Source organism: Bacillus sp. 41-22, from assembly GCF_025809295.1.
Taxonomy (GTDB): domain Bacteria; phylum Bacillota; class Bacilli; order Bacillales; family Bacillaceae_G; genus Bacillus_A; species Bacillus_A mycoides.
On sequence record NZ_CP084035.1, the window covers coordinates 2,330,884 to 2,350,323 of the forward strand.

Annotated in this window: 14 protein-coding genes and 7 pseudogenes; 16 read left to right on the plus strand and 5 right to left on the minus strand. The window is 33.6% G+C overall.

Translation table 11 applies throughout. The annotated features are described in order from the left end of the window. Positions 1–149: 149 nt before the first annotated feature. The 3 genes from LCF45_RS11900 to LCF45_RS11910 all read left to right on the plus strand — a co-directional run bounded on the left by LCF45_RS11900 (position 150) and on the right by LCF45_RS11910 (position 3,062). Positions 150–743, plus strand: a complete 594-nt coding sequence (locus tag LCF45_RS11900; protein WP_002085565.1) for an O-methyltransferase — start codon at positions 150–152, stop codon at positions 741–743. Positions 744–1,091: 348 nt separating this feature from the next. Next, entirely contained in the window at positions 1,092–2,204 is a 1,113-nt protein-coding gene (locus LCF45_RS11905) for a toxic anion resistance protein (RefSeq protein WP_002085564.1), read from the plus strand. Positions 2,205–2,228: 24 nt separating this feature from the next. After that, positions 2,229–3,062 carry a DUF3974 domain-containing protein gene (locus LCF45_RS11910; protein WP_002085563.1) on the plus strand — a complete coding sequence of 278 codons (834 nt, stop codon included), beginning with the start codon at positions 2,229–2,231 and terminating at the stop codon, positions 3,060–3,062. 68 nt (positions 3,063–3,130) lie between these two features. On the opposite strand, the pseudogene LCF45_RS11915 reads toward LCF45_RS11910, so the two are convergent. Beyond that, a pseudogene (locus LCF45_RS11915) lies at positions 3,131–3,286 on the minus strand (glycoside hydrolase family 10 protein); the annotation flags it as partial. Positions 3,287–3,349: 63 nt separating this feature from the next. Further along, a complete protein-coding gene (locus tag LCF45_RS11920; protein ID WP_078207031.1) occupies positions 3,350–4,057 on the minus strand; it encodes an IS6 family transposase in 708 nt (235 codons plus the stop codon). 238 nt (positions 4,058–4,295) lie between these two features. On the opposite strand from LCF45_RS11920, the pseudogene LCF45_RS11925 reads away from it, so the two are divergent. From LCF45_RS11925 to LCF45_RS11935, 3 genes and pseudogenes are all read left to right on the plus strand, one after another. Then, a pseudogene (locus tag LCF45_RS11925) lies at positions 4,296–4,705 on the plus strand (collagen-like protein). Between the two features lie 53 nt (positions 4,706–4,758). Next, positions 4,759–5,253 carry a hypothetical protein gene (locus tag LCF45_RS11930; protein WP_002127382.1) on the plus strand — a complete coding sequence of 165 codons (495 nt, stop codon included), beginning with the start codon at positions 4,759–4,761 and terminating at the stop codon, positions 5,251–5,253. A 23-nt stretch (positions 5,254–5,276) separates the two neighbouring features. Then, positions 5,277–5,516 (plus strand): annotated as a pseudogene (locus tag LCF45_RS11935) (DDE-type integrase/transposase/recombinase); the annotation flags it as partial. Positions 5,517–5,667: 151 nt separating this feature from the next. Here the strand turns inward: LCF45_RS11935 and LCF45_RS11940 are convergent. Further along, complete coding sequence (locus LCF45_RS11940; RefSeq protein WP_002127384.1) at positions 5,668–7,068, minus strand: zinc dependent phospholipase C family protein; 1,401 nt, start codon at positions 7,066–7,068, stop codon at positions 5,668–5,670. Between the two features lie 213 nt (positions 7,069–7,281). Between LCF45_RS11940 and LCF45_RS11945 the strand changes: the two genes are divergently transcribed. From LCF45_RS11945 to LCF45_RS11965, 5 genes and pseudogenes are all read left to right on the plus strand, one after another. After that, positions 7,282–7,482 carry a hypothetical protein gene (locus LCF45_RS11945; protein ID WP_033708115.1) on the plus strand — a complete coding sequence of 67 codons (201 nt, stop codon included), beginning with the start codon at positions 7,282–7,284 and terminating at the stop codon, positions 7,480–7,482. Positions 7,483–7,743: 261 nt separating this feature from the next. After that, positions 7,744–8,178 (plus strand): hypothetical protein, encoded by a 435-nt coding sequence (locus LCF45_RS11950; protein ID WP_002127385.1) that lies wholly within the window; start codon positions 7,744–7,746, stop codon positions 8,176–8,178. Between the two features lie 238 nt (positions 8,179–8,416). Beyond that, complete coding sequence (locus LCF45_RS11955) at positions 8,417–9,118, plus strand: YrrS family protein (RefSeq protein WP_002127386.1); 702 nt, start codon at positions 8,417–8,419, stop codon at positions 9,116–9,118. Between the two features lie 264 nt (positions 9,119–9,382). Beyond that, a pseudogene (locus LCF45_RS11960) lies at positions 9,383–9,898 on the plus strand (IS6 family transposase); the annotation flags it as partial. A gap of 662 nt (positions 9,899–10,560) precedes the next feature. Then, positions 10,561–12,375: an acyltransferase family protein gene (locus LCF45_RS11965; RefSeq protein ID WP_078206975.1), complete on the plus strand. Its 1,815-nt coding sequence runs from the start codon at positions 10,561–10,563 to the stop codon at positions 12,373–12,375. A 1,045-nt stretch (positions 12,376–13,420) separates the two neighbouring features. Here LCF45_RS11965 and LCF45_RS11970 read toward each other — a convergent pair. Then, positions 13,421–13,588 (minus strand): annotated as a pseudogene (locus LCF45_RS11970) (CPCC family cysteine-rich protein); the annotation flags it as partial. Between the two features lie 12 nt (positions 13,589–13,600). Beyond that, entirely contained in the window at positions 13,601–14,512 is a 912-nt protein-coding gene (locus tag LCF45_RS11975; RefSeq protein WP_002168033.1) for a helix-turn-helix domain-containing protein, read from the minus strand. Between the two features lie 177 nt (positions 14,513–14,689). Between LCF45_RS11975 and LCF45_RS11980 the strand changes: the two genes are divergently transcribed. The 5 genes and pseudogenes from LCF45_RS11980 to LCF45_RS12000 all read left to right on the plus strand — a co-directional run. Continuing rightward, positions 14,690–15,721, plus strand: coding sequence for a Gfo/Idh/MocA family protein (locus LCF45_RS11980; RefSeq protein WP_263894848.1), 1,032 nt, complete (start codon positions 14,690–14,692; stop codon positions 15,719–15,721). Further along, positions 15,718–16,773: a Gfo/Idh/MocA family protein gene (locus tag LCF45_RS11985; protein ID WP_078203984.1), complete on the plus strand. Its 1,056-nt coding sequence runs from the start codon at positions 15,718–15,720 to the stop codon at positions 16,771–16,773. Before LCF45_RS11980 ends, LCF45_RS11985 begins: the two co-directional genes overlap by 4 nt. Further along, a complete protein-coding gene (locus tag LCF45_RS11990; RefSeq protein WP_078203985.1) occupies positions 16,774–17,742 on the plus strand; it encodes a sugar phosphate isomerase/epimerase family protein in 969 nt (322 codons plus the stop codon). 131 nt (positions 17,743–17,873) lie between these two features. Further along, positions 17,874–18,638 (plus strand): annotated as a pseudogene (locus LCF45_RS11995) (Rpn family recombination-promoting nuclease/putative transposase); the annotation flags it as partial. A gap of 312 nt (positions 18,639–18,950) precedes the next feature. Further along, a pseudogene (locus LCF45_RS12000) lies at positions 18,951–19,046 on the plus strand (helix-turn-helix domain-containing protein); the annotation flags it as partial. Positions 19,047–19,440: the final 394 nt, after the last annotated feature.

Below are 19,440 nucleotides of genomic sequence, written 5' to 3' on the forward strand. Positions count from 1 at the left end.
CGTAGAAATTAACTTTACCAAAAAACGAAACAATATGCTATAAAAAATTTTAATTCTTTGTCGTATAACAGGAAAAAGGTGTGCATTTCGCATATAATGAAAAGTAGACGGGCATCATGTACTTTTTCATCATATTGCTTGGAAAGGCGATGGAGAAAATGAATACTCTAGATTCATTATTATTGCAACTTGAACAATATGGAGAAGAGCATGATCGACATAAAGAAAAAAGAGAAGAAAAATTAAGAAATATTTCTCGTGAAATGGGGCAGTTTTTATCAGTATTAGTAAAGGGGTGCAATGCAAAAAAAATTTTAGAAATTGGAACTTCAAATGGCTATTCTACATTGTGGCTAGCAAATGCGGTAGAAGAAACAAATGGAAATGTTATAACTGTAGAACTTTCTTCAGAACGGGTTGGAGAGGCACTTGGAAATTTTGAAAGGGCAAATCTTACACAGAGAATCGATATTCATAATCAAGAGGCTGGGGCATTTTTAGATTCGCAAGTAGATCGTTCATTTGATTTTATTTTCCTAGATTCAGAGCGTACGCAATACATGTGGTGGTGGGAACATATAAAACGTATTTTAGAGCCAAAAGGTTTTCTTGTAATTGATAATGCAACTTCTCATGCGGGGGAATTAGCTGGATTTATAAAGATGATTGAAGAAGACGTTACGTTTGAAACCGTGTTATTAGCTTTTCAAAAGGGAGCATTTGTTGCGCGGAAGAATAATTAGAAGTGGACCTAATATAATTATCACATTGAAAGATAGTATATGTCAAAAGATAGAGCATTGTATGAATTTAAGAAGGTAACTAAATGGAATTTCAAATTAATAGTCAGTGGTGATAAGTAAGGTAAGCTGTGAAGAATCCGTCTTCAGCATGTTGTTCTCTAGGTCTTAAGTCTGAGGAAAATAATGACGAGAACAGGTATACTTATACTATGAAACAGGGAATGACTGCATAAGCAGGTATTTCTTGAAAAATCGATTTCAAGCAAGCAAAAATGTATATGAAATACGATATATTAGATGAAATATAGTGCACATAAATTCGCACATATAAATAAAGGAGCGATTTTGTTGACTGAACTCGAGAAAAAAGAACCTGTATCGATTGTGAAAGATAATAATGTAGAAGTAGTAGTGGATACAGTAATAAAAGATGCAGAGCTTGAAGAACTAAATAAAGAAGCAGATCTTTATGTACAAAAGTTAAATAGCGAGCAAAATACAGATTTATCAAAAGTATTGTCGCAGCTAGGAGACTTAGGGGATAAAGAGCAGCAAGCGGCAGGACAAACGCTATCAGCTTTAAAACGTCCTGTGACAGCGATGATGAATGGAAAGAATGAAGAAATTCCAAATACATTGTTAGAATTACGAAAAGTGGTATCAGAACTTGATCCAAACTCATTAAAAGCAACTGGTATGAAGAAACTTATGTTTAAAGTGTTTAAGAAAAATCCGCTTGAAAATTACGTGCATAAATATCAATCTATAGATAAGCAAATCGAGGAGATTATAAGATCACTTCTCATTGGCCGTGATAACTTGCAAGAGGATACGGTTGGTCTTGAAATGTTAAAAGAGCAATCACACGATAAAATTCACGCTCTTGATAAACAAGTATACTTAGGAAGAAAACTTGCTGGTATGCTTGAAGCTGAGAAACAAAATCCAGAACGTCAAAGGGATATTCCGTTAATAAATGATGCATTAGAAAAGATACTTGTGCGTACTCGTAATATGCAACAAGCGAAAAGTGTATTATTACAATCTATCGCATCTGTAGACATCATTAAGAAAAATAATGAAAAGCTATCAGAGGCAATTCGTAATGCAATTACGATGACGCAAAACGTTATAACGGTTTCAGCTGCAATTCAGCTCGCATTAACAAATCAACGTAAAACAATTGATGCTGTTAATGCGACAAATGAAGCGATTGAATCAATGGTATTAAGCAATTCACAAGCATTAAAACAAAATACAGAAGAAACAACAAAACTCCTTGAAAATCCTGCAATTAGCATGGATAAATTACGTGAATCATTCCAAAATGTATTTGCCGCTATTGAAGCATCTGAGAAATCGTCAGAACGTATTATTGAGTCTAGTAAGAAATTTGTAATTGAACTTGACACATTTAATGATGAGATGAAGCAGAAACTCATTCAGCGTCCAAGGAAATAACAGATTATTTGAGGAGGTGAAAAAATGAGTTTCATTCAAGGAGTATTATTACTATTAGGGTCATTACTTTTAATCGCATTTACTGTCGTTGTTTTAGTTGTATACTTCGGACGTAAACTTTATTTTTCATGGACGAAACCATATAAGAGAGCGCAAGATTCTATTGAAAAATTATCGAACAAATCAACACCGTTTTTACAAGAATTTACGCAGCACCCACTCTTTTATCGCTGGATTCGTACAGAAGGGAAAAAAGAACAAAATACATTAAATACACTTTTCTGTTCATCGGGCCAACGTACGAGAGAGCAAGTTTTCTCAATGTTACCGAAAGAAAAGCAGAAAAAAGTGCATGTGATGGCAAAAACAACGAAAAAGCTTACGAATGAAGATATTGATATTGCAACAATGAAAGTGAAAGATTTCTTGAGACAAGAATCACAGCAAACTGTTAAACCGACAGACTTATCGTTTTATAAATTGTATTTCTATGATCGATATCCAGATGCATTAAATACAATTCAAGCATATAAACGCTCGATTAATCCTTCACTACAAAGAACGGTTGATGACATTACAATTTCAGTATTAAATGCACTTCCGTACTATCAAGAACAACGCATGTTTGAACAACAACATAAACTTGAAACGTTCTTAATGAAAGATTTAACAGCGATGTTATCATTAGTGGTACAATTACCACCATCACAACGTCCTGAAAAAGAAGAAGAACTAAAAATATACTTGCAAAATTTCCAAAAGGAAATGGAAGTAGTAGAGCGTGATATTCGTGACTCCATTGATCATGATTTGAATGTGAAGATGAGAGCAGCGACAGAGAAGTTTAAGAACAAATAGAAAAAACCGCCTTAAAAGTTGAATGTTTCGGCTTTAAGGCGGTTTTTTTAATATAAGGGATTCTATTATTATTTTGCTTTAATAGTTGCTTTACTAGAAGAAATACTCTCATTATGAAGTCGATCTAAAGCTGTCACCACATACGTATAAGTCTCCTCAGATAAAGCTGTTTTATCCACAAAAATTTCTGCCCATTGTGTCTTCCTTACAGTAGTAAGTAAATTGGTTCTGGTGCAAAAATAGAATAAAAGATAATAAAGTGCATAAATTCCTAACGGAATCGTATTTTATGCTGCAAGTCCAAACAATTGATGGATGAATTCTTTCTGATTTTGAATAGACTGGTCCCGTAAATCAACCTGTTCTTTTTTTATCATATGCATGGCTTCTACTCCCGAAAGAATAGATGTAGCTGTTTCAAAATATTTTAACCCTAGCATAGAACGAACTCGCTTCTTTATAAAGCGATGATCTTGTTCTACTATGTTATTCAAGTACTTTTGTTGTCTAAGTTGCATACCATCAGGTATGCTTTTTTCTTTTTTCAACTGTTCAATTGCTATAGGATAAGCCGGGTTCTTATCGACTGTTATAACACGTGGTTTTGAAACATGAAAAGACCGCAAAGCTTTCTTGAAAAAGCGCTTTGCAGCCTTCTGGTCTCTTGTTTTGTTTAGGGAAAAATCAATTGTGTTTCCTTCCGAATCAACAGCACGGTACAAATACATCCATTGACCTTTTACTTTGATATATGTTTCATCGACTCTCCAAGAGTCATTTGTTTGTTTAAGGTGACGACGGATTCGTTTGTCCAATTCCGGACCATACTGATGAACCCAACGCATAATCGTTGTATGAGAAATGGATAAACCCCGTTCTTCTAGCATTTCCACCAAATCATGAAAACTAAGGTTGTACCGTAGGTACCATCTTACCGTTAACAAAATAATATCAGGCTGATAATGCTTCCATTTGAATACATTTTCCTTTTCCATACCAATCACACACCCTTTCTAAAGTAATAGTAACAGTATGTCCAAGATTTATAGATTCATTGCAATTGTCCTTAAGTTTTTGCACCAGAATCCTTTACCCCATACCGAAAAACAAAGGGTATTGGTATACTTTCCTGTTTAAAATATGGTTCGTATAGGAAGTGAATAAGCTTCCTATACGAACCACATTACATATTAATAATTTAGAGGGGTTTAAAAATAAAGAGGTGGTTTTTAAATGTATAATGAGTCAATATATTATCCTTATATAAATTATGATCAATACTTCGATCGTCAATTCTCTGGTCCTCAGATTCCAGGTATACCTGGAATGCCAGGTTTTCCGGGTGTACCAGGCTTTCCGGGTGTACCAAGTTTTCCAGGACAGCAAAGCTCACAAGCTCCAACATCTCCCCCCCATCATTTATTCCTCAACAATCAACAGCTTCACCATTTGCTGTTGATCCAGGAGCAATTTCATTATGTTTATTTCGAAATACTTATATATGGCTTAGTAATGGTGAACAATTTTGGTATTTCCCAATTTTTGTAGGACCAAGGTCTGTTGCTGGTTTCAGATGGAACGGTAGGTTTTGGGTTATTTTTGGAATTGATACGAGAAGGATTATTTCATTTACATGTTTTTAAAAATTATAGAGTAACGATAGAGGTTTAATTATATAAACAAAAGAGGTATTTGAATGAAAAAATTTCAATCATTTGATGGTACAATAACTATGATTAACGATTTTGTAACAGGGTCAAACGAAGATATAGGATGTAATAAATTAATGTCCGTAGATAATGGTTATGGGAATCTAATAAATTTTGTAGTGAAACCAAATACGTATTTTATCGACTATGCAACGGTAGTAGTAGGAGATAAAGTAACTGGGTTTTACGATGCCAACGCTCCTGCTCCTCTTATTTTCCCACCACAATTTCAAGCGACTGTTATGGCAAAATATACACCGCATCAAAATGTAAAAGTAGACTATTTTAATGAACAGTTGGAGAGTAGTGATGGGAAATTAAAATTAAATATTTCTCCTTCTACTCAAATTTTATTAACAAATGGTCAATTCTTTACAGGTAATCTTGTAAATCGAAATTTAATAGCTATTTATAGTTTTACAACAATGAGTATACCAGCTCAAACTACACCATATAAAATCATTGTTTTGTGTCAAAAGTGATTTCTATTCTAAAGGGTCTCTCGGTTTATCAAACTACACTCCATTGTAGAATCAAAAATTTTAGCCATCTTATTGACCAGGATCATAGGCATGTCAAGAGACGTTTTGCTAAATCGGTAGGATTTCAAAATCTTCGTCATGCTTCACGTACGATAAAAGGTATCGAGACCATTCATGCCCTATATAAACAACGGCGAAGTCTTCAAAGAGACTCCGCCTTTTCAACGTACAATAGACTTCAACAATTATTAGCTAATTCTTAAACCTTGATCCTTATTTACCATCGGATTGAACAAGATTGTTTCCCCTAAGTTGATGGACATGTATGGTGATCCTACATCCATGAACTTAAGAAAAGCAAATACCTCAAAACAAAAAACACACTCGTTCTGATTAGGAACGAGTGTGTTTAGGTTATCTGAAAGGTACAAACTTCCATGAGCTAGGTTTTTGTGTTTTTCCCCCTAGTACAATCCAACTTTTCTCTGCATTTATATTCTTATAATTTAATGGATAGTCATCTGTAAAAATATTATATTCTGTAGGTTTATCCGGGTTAATTTGAATTTTAAAGTCAGCTAAACTATCAGACTTTTGAGCAAGGTGAATCCAACTAGAATAATTAGACCAATTTAAATATTGAAATTGATCGTAATTTGAGTGCTTCATGCGAAGATATATACTTTCCCCGTGGTGTAGCTTTGCATCATTTTCTTTGTAGAATTCAAATTCTATAGGTGTACCAGATAAAGCATTGTCCTTATTATTTGCAAGTAAAACATAATCGTAACGATTTGCTACATACCATTCAAATGTTAGACCTTGATAAGGAGATTCACTTGGTACGATATAATAGTTTTTCCCTGCTTCTATGACATTTCCTTCTATATCATAGATTAATGCGGTCTCTATACTTGGAGCTTTCACATTTTCAGTAAAAGTTTTAAACCAAAGATTTAAGAAACCTGCTGTATTGCGCTGAGCTTCTCCTAAGCTTCGCTGCACAGCTGGGGTAACCATTTCTTGCCACAATTGCGCCTTACCACTATTATAATACTTAAATGTTTTATCATTAGTAATATTTTGGATTTCAGGTTTAGCTACTCGGGCTGCATAATCAATCCATTCTTCAGGTGTGGATAGAGAGTCGTTATAATTCCCTCCAGTATTGACTGCAAATTGATTTTGAATGGTTGTAACATAATTTTCAAAGTAGCTATGATATTTTATAGCTCTCGTATCAATTGCGGTAAAATTTGCTGCATGCATAGGTTGGGTAGCATCTGTAAAGTAGTGCGTGGCTACTCCTAAGTAATAGAAAGCTTTTTCATAGTCTTTATTTCGTAAATGTTCTCCAGATTCATAAAAGTATTTCTTGCCTTGTGTAAGAGCCGTTGGATTTGTTTCTCCTCTATAATTTTCTTTAGTATCAGGATCATAAAAATGAGATTTCCATCCGCCTTTAAAAACACCGCCTATTCCTGTTCCGCCATCGTTAAACTCTGCATTATAATCTGCATCATATAATCCTTTAGAAAACAGATCTTTATATTGCGGATAATTTAAAAAGTCCACAGCCTGCTTATTCGCTTCAACATTAGATTCTGTTTTCATAATTTCAATAGCTTGTTTTGCAATCCATAAATGTGTACTTTTATCAGAATGATACGGAGCTTCTGCAGACCATCGAGCGGTAATAGGATCATTGTCAGTTAAATCAATTTGATCGAGATGAGCATAACTACTTTGAGGAGCTACTCCTAAAATAGTTAAAGTCATTCCAGCTATACATAGTGTTGATGTGATTTTTTTCATTTTTTATTCCTTTCTAAATATGAAGATATAAGTATTATAAATACATCAATATCATGAAGATAGAGGAACCTAATATGTAATATTGCATATTAATAAATCTATATGAATATATATATAACATGAAAATCACTATAACGAACATGCAGGTTTCCTTTTTTATTTGTTATTTTTATCAGTAAATTAGACTACATATCAACTTCAGATACTTGTTTTATGATACAAGTAATCAAACAAAAGGAGGGCCATACAAACATAATTACACTATTATTAACAGGGCACTCTTTTAAGTACAGGAGATTATTAGCAGGTGGAGAAAATGTTGAAGATGTACAGACAGATAAACATATTCCATATGAAAAAAATGAATTGCAGCAAACTCTAGAAAAGTACGATTCGAAGGAGTTTGAGTTATAAAAAGAAAATAGATAAATTGACAAGAGAAAATCACTTTGTGTATATCACAGGTGTTTTTTATTTTCATTTTGATATAGGGCTTGAATTAAATTCCCATGTTTTTTTGCAGCCATTCAATAATGAATATGTACATATTCATTATTGAAATTAGTAATAATAAAATGTATTATTGAAAAGCACTATTTATAATTCAAGTAATCAAGGCTATGTATCCATAATAATTTGAACATTCAGAAATTATAATATTATCATAAAAATGAGGTGAGGTTAATAGAAACAGTACATATTAAATGGTATGGAATGTATAGTTTAAATGATTTTTATAATAGAGAAGAAGCTTTTAAGAAGGGAATATTTGCAATCTCTAGAGTATATGCTAAGAATGAAACATTGATCTATATAGGAAAAACCAAAAGAAGCTTTATACAAAAGATAAGGGAACTTAATAAAGATTGGATTTTTGATGAAAGCGAATTAAAGATTACATTAGGAATAATAGAGTCTCCTAGTGGTGAAAGTTACTCTGAAAAAAAGGTAAAAGAGATAAAATCCCTTTTGATTTTACGACATACCCCAGTAGAAAACAACACATCTTTATTGTACCATAGAGGGCAGTTTAATTTGAAAATTATAAATAAGGGAAGAAGGGGCTTAATTGTTAAAAAGATTTCTACAGGAGATCTAATGTGGACGTAATTGGAATCACCTTTGAATAAAATTGAAGGTTTCTTACGAACAGATGCTTATCAATTTTTAATGTATTAAAATATTTTTGAATAACATATGTCAGATGCTTGAAACAACACAAATTTTATTATGATATGAAATCTTGTATGGGAATTGTAATTCATTTCCATTGTTTAATAAAAATATTAAGAATTATAAGGATAATGCATAAAGATTAGAAGAGAAAATAAACTCGGAGGTTTAAAAAATGGGACAAGGAAGCAGGTTTCAAGAAAAACAACAAAATCGTCGTAAAAAGGTGATTTTTAATATTGCATTTACTTTGGTATTAGTGACAGTTGGTATAGTGACATACCAGTTGTTTTCCCCTTCTGATACATCAAAGAAAGCAATTGCTCAAGAAAAGAAAGCAACAAAGATAGAAGAGAAGAAACATAAAGAGAAAGAAGCAGCGCAGTTAGAAGAGAAGAAACGTGAAGAGAAAGAAGCAGCGCAGTTAGAAGAGAAGGAACGTGAGGAGAGAGAAGCAGCACTGTTAGAAGAGAAGAAACGTGAAGAGAGAGAAGCAGCACTGTTAGAAGAGAAACAAAAAGCAGAAAAATCGGTAAAAACGAGCGAAAATGAAAATAAAGAGGGAGAAAAAACGGCATCTCAAGAAAAGGGTTCTCAAACTAATTCTTCTTGGAAGGCAATTGGTACAGAGCAAGGAGCAAAACCTGCAATGCAATTTAAAGAAGGAACAGTAGATTGGAATGAGATGAAAAAAGCAATTTCTTATGCTGTTGATGTTCCAGAGGGTCAATTGATTTTTGATTTTATTGGAAATAATGGTGAAAATAAAGCCTACGGTAATGTACGAGATAAGCAAAGTAATAAAAAATATAAGGTTGATATTGATTGGGTAGAGAATCAGGGCTGGAAACCAGTATCTGTTCAAGTAGTAAAATAAACTTGGTTCTATATGATGTTTGAATTATTTGACACTCCCACCCCTAAAGGGGCAAGCTGACTAACATCAGTGGTGTTATTGCTACCAAAGGAGAAGTCCATTTCTGGTATCGCTGACGTGCAAGGTTGCGGTGTGTCATCACCACTCTCACGACAGACCGTATAGGTTCGGGAGCTACGGTACTATCACCATACCGTACAGGTTCGTGTTCAGATGTTTAGCGTCTTGTTCTTGACGACACATATCATTTTACCGGTAGCATGAATTCGGCGTCATCTCAAACAAATGAATAACTCATGGAGAGTGGACGAAACATACATAAAAATAAAAGGACAATGGATGTATTTATATCGTGCCGTTGATTCTGAAGGAAACACGATTGACTTTTATTTGAGTAAATCTAGAAATCATAAGGCTGCAAAGCGCTTTTTCAAGAAAGCTTTGCAGTCTTTTCATGTTTCAAAGCCTCGTGTTATAACAGTCGATAAGAATCCTGCTTATCCAATTGCTATCGAACAGTTGAAAAAAGAAAAAAGCATACCTGATGGTATGCAACTTAGACAACAAAAGTACTTGAATAACATAGTAGAACAAGATCATCGCTATATAAAAAAGCGAATCCGTTCTATGTTGGGATTTAAATCATACAAAACATCAGCCGCTATATTGAGTGGTGTTGAAGCCATGCATATGCTCAAAAAAGAACAAATTGATTTGCAGGACCAGTCTGTCCAAAATCGGAATATTTTTATGAGCCGGCTGTTTGGATTAACTGCTTAACAGGTGATTCCGTTAGGAATCCTTGATTCTTTTTTACTTATCATTTTTCACACCAGAACCATACATTCTATCAATAAGAGAAATATGTAATTATGCATATCTTTTTTTATTATTTCGGTAGTATCAAAACTTAATATATAATTAAAAGGTTTTTTAATGAATTGATAAGGAGATGCGAGTATGAAGAAAATCATAGGACTTATAGTATCATTATTTTTATTATTTTCTACTTATGTACCAACGTTTACAGAAGCAGCCGAAGCTTAAAATAAAGTAGGCTGGGTGAGGAAAATAGAGAGCCTGCTCGTAATGAGTAGACCTTTTTTTATAAAGTTTCTTTATGGGAAATCTTTTATATATTCATTATAGATCATATTCACAATGCCAGTCCTTGATACGTCTGTAAAAACGTATCAAAAAGTGTACTTTTTAATTAAGTAAATGTCCCTTTTTCGGGGAGATGAGCAAAAACACCTAATTTAAAAATTTTTACAACAGAAACAGATAACATGATAAAGTATTGATTACTGTGCATGTAATTATAATAAAAGAGCCTTCCAAAATGGTGCATTTAATAGTTTAGCTTATACGATTTTAGGAAATTAATAGCATATTATACCACTATTATTTACCTAATTTCCAAGAAATAGAGGTGATTGTAGGTGACTAAACCTTTTGAAAAAAATAGTCGTTATATGGTTGGATTAGACAGTCTAAGGGGCCTAGCTATACTAGGTGTTATTTTGTATCATATTAATTTTAATTGGATGCCTGGAGGATTTTTAGGGGTTACTGTATTTTTTGTACTCTCGGGTTATTTAATTACAGATATTCTAGCGATGGAGTGGAAGAGAAATAAGAGAATTGATTTGAAGAAATTCTGGCTTAGTAGGGCAAGGAGATTGCTTCCAGCAATGTTTGTTATGCTCGTTATAACGTTGGCCTGGATTACGATTTTTCATAGCTCTTTACTTGAGAAAATGCGTGGAGATTCATTAGCGGCGTTATTTTATGTTAGTAACTGGTGGTATATTTATCATAAATTATCGTACTTTGATAATTTTAACCAGCTTTCTCCATTGAATCATTTTTGGTCGTTAGCAGTTGAGGAACAGTTCTATGTTGTCTGGCCATTTATCATTAGTTTAGGGCTTTACCACATAAAAAAACAATCCCGTATGATTTTATTGATTTGTCTGGGAGCTGTTGCTTCAGCTTTAGCGATGGCAATTTTGTATGAACCTGGAGCTGATCCGAGTAGAATTTATTATGGCACAGATACGAGGGCCTTTTCTTTACTTATTGGAGCGGCACTTGCCTTAATTTGGCCAAGCAATAGGCTTGCAAATAAAATTATTCCAAAGGCGCGTCTCATTCTTGATGTAGTGGGAGGAACTGCTCTTATTATTATTTTGCTTATGTTTTGGAAGACGAATCAATATGATCCGTTTCTATACAATGGAGGAATGGTTCTCTTATCAATTGCAACAGCATTGTTAGTGGCAAATCTTGCTCATCCAGCGAGCCGTATCGCTCAATTTTTACGATTTAGACCTTTACGTTGGATAGGAATAAGGTCGTATGGCATATATCTTTGGCATTATCCAATTCTTACATTGACGACTCCAAAAGTAAATGCTGGAGATTTTTCACTAATAAGAGCAATTCTTCAATTTTTTCTAATTATAATGATTGCGCAAATTTCATGGAAGTATATTGAAAAACCAATCCGACAAGGTGCGCTCCGAAATATTCAGTTTAAGAATTTAAGGCTTCAAAATGTCGCTTTAAGTGTTAAGTTAGCTTTAATTTGTGCAGTATTCGTTTCGTCAATAGCCGTTTTTGGGTTATCAAAAGGTAGTAAGGCTAAGGAGAATCCTCAACTAGATAAGGTGGAAGCAGTACAAACACAACCAGCGAAACATCCAGTTGCAATTCGGGAAAATCCAGCTCAAGAGACGCCCAAAAATCAAGAAGAATCAAAAGAAGTAAATTCTGTGCAACCTAAAAGTTCTCCCAACGTTACAGCGATAGGCGATTCCGTTATGATTGATATTGCTCCATATTTAAAAAATGCTTTTCCTGATATTAGGATTGATGCACAAATTGGTCGCCAGCTGTCAAAAGCGATTCCTGTAGTTGAACAGTTAAAGAATGAAGGGAATTTAGGAAACTATGTCATTATTGGGTTAGGTACAAATGGAGCCTTTACTACGGAGCAACTTGTATCATTAATGGAATTAATTGGAAATGAACGTAAAATGATATTTATTAATACGAGGGTACCACGTCCGTGGGAATCAATCGTGAATGAGAGATTGAAAGTGACAGCATCTAAATATCCGAATGTAACTCTAGTCGATTGGTATGCAGCAAGTGCTGGAAAGAGAGACTACTTTGCACCTGATGGTGTGCATTTAACCAATGTAGGTGCAGAAGCATACGCAGCACTTGTAGTCAAAGCTGTGAATCAATAATTTGATATGCTTTATAAACTTCTGTTGCAAAGTTAATTGAAATATAAAAGATTTATGGTTGAGGAAGATAAATTTTTTGCAGTCATCAATAATGAGTGGTTTCGATGCCTGTTACTAAACGTGAGTCAAGACTAAGGCTTTGAAATCCTATGGATTAGGAAAAGTGTCTTTCGCTATACATGTCGATGGTCATGTTCTGTGAAATTATTAATAGGAAGAAAGAATGTAGCTTCCTAACTTTAAAAATAAGCCCAAGGAATTAATTAATTCTTTGGGCTTATTTTTGAACCAGAATTGGGTATTGTTAGAGAGTAAGAGAGAAGGCGAAAGGAGGTTAGTAGATTAATTTCTTACACCTTTTTATCTCATGTATAGCTCGGGGTAAATGGTGAATTAGAAATATTTATAGAGAAAAAGTTAGAGAAACGAGATCAATTACGTAGTAATATTTTTCAATTATTTGATTTGGTACTACAGTATGTATCACCACGAAATGTATAAATCTCGTGTATGTCAATAAGAACAGAATAAAGAATGTGTAAAAAAGTACCCATACAATTATTATATGTATCACAATTGTATGGGTACTTTTTTACTTATTACATAATAGGGACAAAAGTAAATGCATCGGATAATTATCATAATGAGAGTGTACAGATGTATCAAATGAAACCTCTATTCTCATTTTTGTAAACGCTATTATAAGCTTTGTTGGAGTAGTTTTTTGGGTAAATGATATTGTAATGAATAAGTGGGTTGCTGTAGTGGATGTTTTCACTTTCCCATTCTGTCATATCAATTTCTAATAAGGCAAGAGGTAGACAAACGTTTTATAAAAAAGTTCTGTATAGTGTTAGCAGGTGCGAATGTGGTGTGGTTCTTATGGTCACCAGCTTCAAATGATAAATACTTTGTTCATATAAAAAAGATAAACTACTATCTACTAAATATGTAATACAGGAGACGTCTAATCATGATACACCTATTTATGCCCGTGAAGCGATTGTTACGGAATATACTTTTTACAGATTGAAAAGTCTTAGCGAAAATGATTTTGGCATTGTCTTAAAGATTCTTCATTTGCTCCACCTTCAAAGTTAGGATTGTGAAATTAAATTTCGTCATCTTCCCAAAAACAAATGTCACAAATTCCATATGTACCTGGTGGTTTTTCATCTAATATTTTATATCTATAGCATGAACATGTATATTTCTTGTTCTTACCTCACTCTTTATTGCTTTGTATTCGCTGTTTAAACTCTTTCGGTAAACAATTATTTTCTTTTTTAAACAACTTATAAAACTGTGACATGTTTGCAATTCCAACTTCGCATCCGACATCTGTAATACTAAGGTCACTTGTTATTAATAAACTTTCAGCTTGTTTGATGCGCTTATAATTCACATAATCTAAAAAGGAAATACCCATAATTCTTTTAAAGTATTTGATGAAATAATGATAGCTTAAATTTATTAATGCACATGCTTTGGTTACAGTTATCTTTTCTCCTAAATGATCTTCTACATAATCAAGTACTGGTTTTAAACGAGCGAAGTCGTCTTGTTCACTATAATTTAATATGTTATGTGTGTCGTTTCTTACTAGTAATAAAAGTAATTTCTTAATGGCAGCACTAATTGCGATTTCATATCCGTTCATTTTCATTTTTGATTCTGTAAAGATTTCTGTAATAAGAACATAAGCCTCATGTTTCACCACTTCATTTTGTTCAAAAATATAGTTTAACTCATTTAAGGATTTTGTTTGTTCTGAAAAGCAATGTAAATATTGTATAATGCTGCGGTCAAAGTGTTGTTTTAAATTTACTTGAAACACAACGTAGTGTAACGAACCTGCAGAAGGTTTATGTGACCGATGCAACTCAGATTTCCCAAAAATAAAAACATCTCCAGGGCCAAGAACAATATACTTATCTTTATTTTGTATACCTAAATATCCTTCTATAATTGCTAGAAACTCAATCTCTTCATGATAATGCCAAGGGGCACTCTCAATTTGATTATTATAAGAGGTTTCCATAACAATGTCCCATACCTTTAAAAATAGTAATGGATTTTGATAAATAACCTTTTCTTCAATTGCTTCAGCAAGCTTATTACAAATTCCTTCTGACATAGACGTTTACACCTCCTTATTAGGAATATAACACCTTTATCAAAATGCGATAAGTAAGTTGCCTTATTTCTTATAGAAAAAGGCAACTTTTGATAAAAACATAACGATATATAGCATATTTTTTCAGTGAAAAAATTTCTATAATAATTTCAAATCAAGCAAAAGGAGGATATGATAGTGAATATTTTAAAAGTAGGTGTTATTGGCTGCGGAAGCATCGCGCAGTATCGTCATTTACCAGAATACGAAGCAAACCCATATGTACAGATTGTGGCTGTTTGTGACAGTAATAAAAAGCGCGCAAAAGAAGTTGCCAATAAGTATGGTGTAAATATGTACACTGACTATAACGAGCTTATCAATTGTGAAGAGTTAGATGCAGTGAGTGTATGTACACCAAATGATTTACATGCATCAATTTCTATCATTGCTTTACAATCAGGTATCCATGTACTATGTGAAAAGCCAATGGCGACGTCAAAAAAAGATGCGGAAATGATGATTGAAGCTGCTGAAAAAAGCGGTAAAAAGTTAATGATTGGTCATAACCAGCGATTTGTTACTTCTCACAAAAAGGCAAAACAATTGATTGGAAATGGAGAAATCGGAAAAATATATAGCTTCCGTACAGCATTTGGTCATAGTGGTCCTGAAAATTGGAGTGTAGATGGAAAAGAGAGCTGGTTCTTTAAAAAAGATGAAGCGTTTCTTGGTGCAATGGGTGATTTAGGTGTGCATAAAGCGGATTTAATTCGGTATATTCTTAATGAAGAAATGACAGAAGTTGGTGCCTTTGTTGAGACGAGCGCAAAAACATTTTCGAATGTAGATGATTGTGCTGTATGTATGTTGAAAAGCGAAAGTGGCATTATCGGAACACTTGCAGCAAGTTGGTCTTACGTTAGCAAAGAAGATAATTCAACAATTATTTATGGTGAAAAGGCCACTCTTCGACTAGAAGATGATCCGACTTACTCACTCATTCTTCAATATAAAAATGGTGAAGTTGTAAAATATGAGCTTGATAAAATTCAATCGAATGCTGCAGTTGGTCAAAGTAATTCACATGTAATTGAGCAGTTTGTAGAGTCTATCCTTTCTGATAAAGAGCCGTTAATTAATGGTGTAGAAGGAATGAAATCGTTAGAAGTCATTTTAGCAGCCATACAATCAAGTGAAACAAAACAAATTGTTACAATTCCATTATGAGAAAAGGTGAAGACATGAAGAAACTACGCATTGGAATAATAGGGGCCGGAGGAATTGCACAAGGTCGCCATATCCCTGCATTTGTAAAGTTACATGAATATTGTACGATTACGGCTATACATGATAGAAACATAGAACACGCAAAACAAATCGCTGAAACATATAACATTCCTTATGTATTTGAAACGTATGAAGAAGTCTTTAAAGAAGTTGATGCTGTTTGTATTTGTACACCTAATAAGTTTCATGCTGAGATTTCTATCGCAGCATTACAAGCAGGGAAACATGTATTATGCGAAAAACCGATGGCTTTAACAGCGGCAGAATGCGAAAAAATGATAGAATCTGCAAAAAACAACGGTAAAAAACTTGCTATCGCTTATCATTATCGTTACATGAAAGAGTCGCAAGTTGCAAAACAAGTGATGATAGGTGAGATTGGCACACCTCTTGTTGTTCGTGTAAAAGCACTCCGTCGCCGAAAAGTACCAGGCTGGGGCGTTTTCACAAATAAAGAATTACAAGGCGGAGGAAGTTTAATAGATTACGGTTGTCATCTTCTTGATTTAGCACTTTGGTTAATTGGAAATCCAAAACAAACAGAAGTCATTGGTAGTGTCTATAATGCCGTTAGTAAGCTACCAAATCAAGTAAACATGTGGGGAAAATATGATTATAAAACATTTCAAGTTGATGATCATGTTACCGCATATATAAAGTTTGAAAATGGAGCATCATTGTTATTTGAAACTTCTTGGGCAGCAAATATTAAAAATGATGAAGAACATGTGAGTATTTCCGGAGTAAACGGTGGAATAAATGTTTTTCCAATTGAATTATATACAATAAAACATAATATGATATTAAATAGTGAACCGGTTTGGATAAAAAATAACGGTGATCCTGGAATTTTGCAAGCAGAAAACTTTATAAAAGCTTGCTTATACGATGAAGAATTAATTGTAAAGCCTGAGGAATCGCTACAAGTATCGCAAATTATTGATTCAATTTACGAAAGTAGTAACACACATGAAGAAAGGACGGGAAGATAAATGAAATTAGGAGTATTTACAACACTTTTCTCTCACATGGAATTTGAAGAAATGCTAGATTATGTACAAGCAGCTGGTTTGCATGCAGTAGAAATTGGTACAGGTTGTTATCCTGGAGGTTCGCACTGTAACTTAGATATATTATTAGAAAGTGAACAAGCCAGAAGCGTATATATAGAACATGTACAAAAAAGAGACTTAATTATTAGCGCTTTTAGTTGTCACGGAAATCCATTATCCCCAGATACTGCTTTTGCAACAGAATCTCATCAAACATTGTTAAAAACCATTCAAATAGCTTCACTACTAGACGTACCTGTTGTGAATTGTTTTTCAGGCGTAGCAGGTGACCATGAAGGCGCAAAATACCCGAATTGGCCTGTTGCACCATGGCCAAATGAATACAATGATATTTTAAAATGGCAATGGGAAGAAAAGCTCATTCCTTATTGGAAACAAGTTGGTGAATTTGCAAAAGAACATGGTGTAAAAATTGGTTTAGAACTTCACGGTGGTTTCTTAGTACATACGCCATATACATTACTAAAACTACGTGAAGAAACATGCAATGCGATAGGTGCTAACTTAGACCCTAGTCATTTATGGTGGCAAGGAATTGACCCTGTCGCTGCTATTAAGTTATTAATGAAAGAAAATGCAATTTATCACTTTCATGCAAAAGACACTTACATCGATCAAGAGAATGTAAATATGTATGGTTTAACAGACATGCAGCCCTACGGTAACCTGAAAACAAGAGCTTGGACATTCCGTTCTGTTGGTTGTGGCCATAGCTTAGAAGAATGGTCGCAAATGATGAGTGCACTTCGTACATATGGATATGATTATGTTGTAAGTATCGAACACGAAGATCCACTCATGTCTGTTCAAGAAGGATTTAAACGTGCCACAAAAAATCTTCAATCTATTTTAATTGAAGAAAATCCTACACAGATGTGGTGGGTGTAACTTCGTTTGAAAAAGAAATGAGTAACATTTTTTTCAGAGAAGCCATTCGTAAAAGAATATTAGCTTCTCTTTTTTTAGAAACTCGGAATGTTATGTTGAAATAAACTGATAGATGGTGAAAGTAAACTAAAGTTTCCCTACAGTTAGAAGATCCACATTTACATCGAGAACATGAAGAAGATAAATTATCGATTTTAGATATTTCGGCTACATTAGATATAGGAACAAAGGTAAATGTAGAAATACAGCTGAATAACAATCATGATATGATTAAACGCAGTTTGTATTATTGGGGAAGGTTGTACACTTCTCAATTGCAAAAGGGCATGCCATATAGTTCACTTCATAAAACGATTACAATTAACCTGTTAAACTTTGCGATGTTTCCTGAATATGAAGCATTTCATACAACAGGCATCCTTTGGAATCAGGAACAACAAAAGCTATTAAGTGATGATATAGAAGTTCATATAGTAGAGATTCCAAAGTTGATGCAGCAATGGTGCGAAGAGAAAGTCAATCCGTGGGAAGATTCGTTTGTTCGTTGGTTATTATTATTACCTGCGAATGAAGATGAACATCTCACACAAACATTGGAGGATATTGCCATGAACCGAGATCCGATTTTACAAAAAGCAATGAATAAATGGGAACGTATGAGTCAAGATTCTTCTTTCCGTCAAGCATATGAAGCAAGAGAAAAGGCCTTAATGGATGAGGCGGCAAAATTTGCTCATGCAGAACAACAAGGAATTAAAAAGGGAATTGAACAAGGGGTTGAGCAAGGAAAGATGCAACTCATTCGAGGCATGCATAAAAATGGTGTGTCTGTAGAAGACATTGCAAAGCTTACAGGATTACCAGAAATAGAAATACATCGATTTTTGCAGAGCTAGTTCTTAGAGAAAGTATTTTACCCAATAAAATGCTTTCTCTAACTCTGCCTGAAAAGAAGATGAGATGTCTTAATCTTCTTTTTCTATTTTTAGGGGATACGGAAACATCACTATCAAGCTAATGAAAACGAAATAATCCAAGACCGAAAAAAATGGGAGTATCTCATTTTTTTCGGTTTCTGACAGAAGACTCCTTCCTCAAAAATATAAAGGTGTAAAACACTAATTTTAGGTGGGAGATGAATATCAGTAGGCGTAAGCCTACGTTTTTTTTATACTGTAGATATCGTATAAAAAGGTGAGGTGCACCCTATGTTAGTAAGTAAAGCATATAAATTTCATATCTACCTAAATAAGAAACAAGAAATATTAATTGCTAAAACCATTGGTTGCAATCGCTTTGTATTCAAAACATGAAATTAATTAGCTAAATTCTTCTCTAAATAAAAGACCACTGATTTATTAAACCGGTGGTCTTATGTTTATATATTATTCATTTGTATAAGTGTCATATTTTTCTAGCTTCAATTGGAAGTAAATAAGATAAAAGATGCAAATCAAACAATAAATAAATTGAAAAGCCTGAATCCTACAATTACGATTTTAAATAATGAAATAAAAAAAGAGTATCAAATGGATGAATTCAACCCATACTTATAAATATAATCTTCCTTCGATTACTACAAACGAGTTAACAGTAAAAAGCCGATTACCCCTTAGCGTACGAAATTCGCGTTTTGTTTGTGATACCCCATTAGTAATAATGATTTATTTTTTATTTGTATTATTATATATATAAGAT

Coding starts and splice junctions, on each gene's coding strand:
- LCF45_RS11955 (WP_002127386.1), top strand. CDS start 8,417: ATGGGACAAGGAAGCAGGTTTCAAGAAAAACAACAAAATCGTCGTAAA.
- LCF45_RS11910 (WP_002085563.1), top strand. CDS start 2,229: ATGAGTTTCATTCAAGGAGTATTATTACTATTAGGGTCATTACTTTTA.
- LCF45_RS11990 (WP_078203985.1), top strand. CDS start 16,774: ATGAAATTAGGAGTATTTACAACACTTTTCTCTCACATGGAATTTGAA.
- LCF45_RS11920 (WP_078207031.1), bottom strand. CDS start 4,057: ATGGAAAAGGAAAATGTATTCAAATGGAAGCATTATCAGCCTGATATT.
- LCF45_RS11940 (WP_002127384.1), bottom strand. CDS start 7,068: ATGAAAAAAATCACATCAACACTATGTATAGCTGGAATGACTTTAACT.
- LCF45_RS11900 (WP_002085565.1), top strand. CDS start 150: ATGGAGAAAATGAATACTCTAGATTCATTATTATTGCAACTTGAACAA.
- LCF45_RS11930 (WP_002127382.1), top strand. CDS start 4,759: ATGAAAAAATTTCAATCATTTGATGGTACAATAACTATGATTAACGAT.
- LCF45_RS11975 (WP_002168033.1), bottom strand. CDS start 14,512: ATGTCAGAAGGAATTTGTAATAAGCTTGCTGAAGCAATTGAAGAAAAG.
- LCF45_RS11985 (WP_078203984.1), top strand. CDS start 15,718: ATGAGAAAAGGTGAAGACATGAAGAAACTACGCATTGGAATAATAGGG.
- LCF45_RS11945 (WP_033708115.1), top strand. CDS start 7,282: ATGATACAAGTAATCAAACAAAAGGAGGGCCATACAAACATAATTACA.